The 2,283-nt window shown below is 69.6% G+C and carries 1 protein-coding gene; it reads right to left on the bottom strand.

Annotated elements, in window-relative coordinates:
• Positions 1-137: 137 nt before the first annotated feature.
• Complete coding sequence (gene aspS / locus NVU01S_RS29555) at positions 138-1,931, bottom strand: aspartate--tRNA ligase (protein ID WP_043680038.1); 1,794 nt, start codon at positions 1,929-1,931, stop codon at positions 138-140.
• Between the last annotated feature and the right edge of the window lie 352 nt (positions 1,932-2,283).

A 2,283-nucleotide genomic window follows, 5' to 3' on the forward strand; every position in this document is an offset into this window, starting at 1 on the left:
TAGGCCGCCCTCAGGTCGAGCGACACGGGTCGGCGCGGACAGACGCAGCGCACCCCGAACCGCCCTCAGGTCAAGCGGCACCCATCTCGCTCGGGCGGCGCGATCACCGGTCCGGATCACGCACCGCCCGCGGCGAACTACTCCGCTTTGGCCGGGGCTTGCTCGGCCTTCGGCGCGGGCTTGGCGTCCAGCCCGGCTTCCTTGCGCTGCTGCGCGGTGATGGGCGCGGGGGCGTCGGTCAGCGGGTCGACGCCGCCGCCGGTCTTCGGGAACGCGATCACCTCGCGGATCGAGTCCAGCCCGGCGAGCAGCGCGACGATCCGGTCCCAGCCGAAGGCGATGCCGCCGTGCGGCGGTGCGCCGAAAGCGAAGGCGTCCAACAGGAAGCCGAACTTCTCCTGCGCCTCCTCGTTGCTGATGCCCATCACCTTGAACACGCGTTCCTGCACGTCGCGCCGGTGGATGCGGATGCTGCCACCGCCGATCTCGTTGCCGTTGCAGACGATGTCGTAGGCGTAGGCGAGCGCGGCACCCGGGTCGGTGTCGAAGCTGTCGACCGACTCCGGCTTCGGCGAGGTGAACGCGTGATGCACCGCGGTCCAGGCCGAATGCCCAAGCGCCACATCGCCGCTCGCGGTCGCCTCGGCGGCCGGCTCGAACATCGGCGCGTCAACGATCCACACGAACGACCACGCGCTCTCGTCGATCAGGCCGACCTTGCGGGCGATCTCGCCGCGCGCCGCACCCAGCAGCGCGCGCTGCGCCTTCGCCGGACCGGCCGCGAAGAACACGCAGTCACCCGGCACCGCGCCGACATGCTTGGCCAGCCCGTCGCGTTCGGCGTCGCTCAGGTTCTTGGCGACCGGGCCGCCGAGCGTGCCGTCCTCGTTGACCAGCACATACGCCAGGCCCTTCGCACCCCGCTGCTTCGCCCACTCCTGCCAGGCGTCGAGCTGGCGACGCGGCTGGCTCGCGCCGCCCGGCATCACCACCGCGCCGACGTATTCGGCCTGGAACACCCGGAACGGGGTGTCCTTGAAGTACTCCGCGCACTCGGTGATCTCGATGCCGAAACGCAGGTCCGGCTTGTCGGAACCGAAGCGGCGCATGGCTTCCGCGTAGGTCATGTGCGGGATCGGCGTCGGGATCTCGTAGCCGACCAGCTTCCACAGCGCGGCCAGGATCTGCTCGGCGAGCAGGATCACGTCGTCCTGGCGCACGAAGCTCATCTCGATGTCGAGCTGAGTGAATTCCGGCTGCCGGTCGGCCCGGAAGTCCTCGTCCCGGTAGCAGCGCGCGATCTGGTAGTAGCGTTCGATGCCGCCGACCATCAACAGCTGCTTGAACAGCTGCGGGCTCTGCGGCAACGCGTAGAAGCTGCCCGGCTGCAGGCGCGCGGGCACCAGGAAGTCGCGGGCGCCCTCCGGGGTCGAGCGGGTCAGCGTCGGCGTCTCCACCTCGACGAACTCGTGGTTCGCCAGCACCGCGCGGGCGGCGGCATTGGCCTTGGAGCGCAACCGGATCGCGTGCGCGGGAGTTTCCCGGCGCAGGTCGAGGTAGCGGTACTTGAGCCGGGCTTCCTCGCCGGGCTGCTCGTCCAGCTGGAACGGCAGCGGCGCACTCTCGTTGAGCACCTCGAGCTCGGTGACGTTCACCTCGATCGTGCCCGTCGGCAGCTCCGGGTTCTCGTTGCCGTCCGGCCGCAGCTCCACCACGCCCGTCACCCGGACGCAGTACTCCGCGCGCAACCGGTGCGCCTGCTCGGCCGGCGCACCCTCACGGAACACCGCCTGCGCCACACCCGACGCGTCGCGCAGATCGATGAAGATCACGCCACCGTGGTCGCGCCGCCTGGCCACCCATCCGGTGAGGGTCACGGTCTGACCGGCGTGCTCGCTTCGCAGCGAACCAGCCAAGTGGGTGCGCAGCACAGGGTTCCTTTCGACGACTCCGGCACCGGCACGATACGACCAGGTGCGCTCCCATCGTAGTGAGACACATCCGCCGAGCGGAAACCGATCCGACCAGACCCGTGCCAAGCTGTATTCGCCGAGTTCCCCACCCCCGATTCCAGCCCCCGAATCCGGGCAATACCGAACCACAGCACCACCCCCGACCCGCCCTCCCCACGCGGCCGACACCACACCCGAAACACTCGACACCGACCACCCCACCCCCCACAATCACCACCCGAACACCCTCGGACTCACCGGCACGACCCAACCGACCACCCGCCCACCCCGCACACCCCCAACTGACCAATCACCACACCCTCGACCGTGT

The sequence above is a fragment of the Nocardia vulneris genome (assembly GCF_001613425.1).
GTDB classification, from domain to species: domain Bacteria; phylum Actinomycetota; class Actinomycetes; order Mycobacteriales; family Mycobacteriaceae; genus Nocardia; species Nocardia vulneris.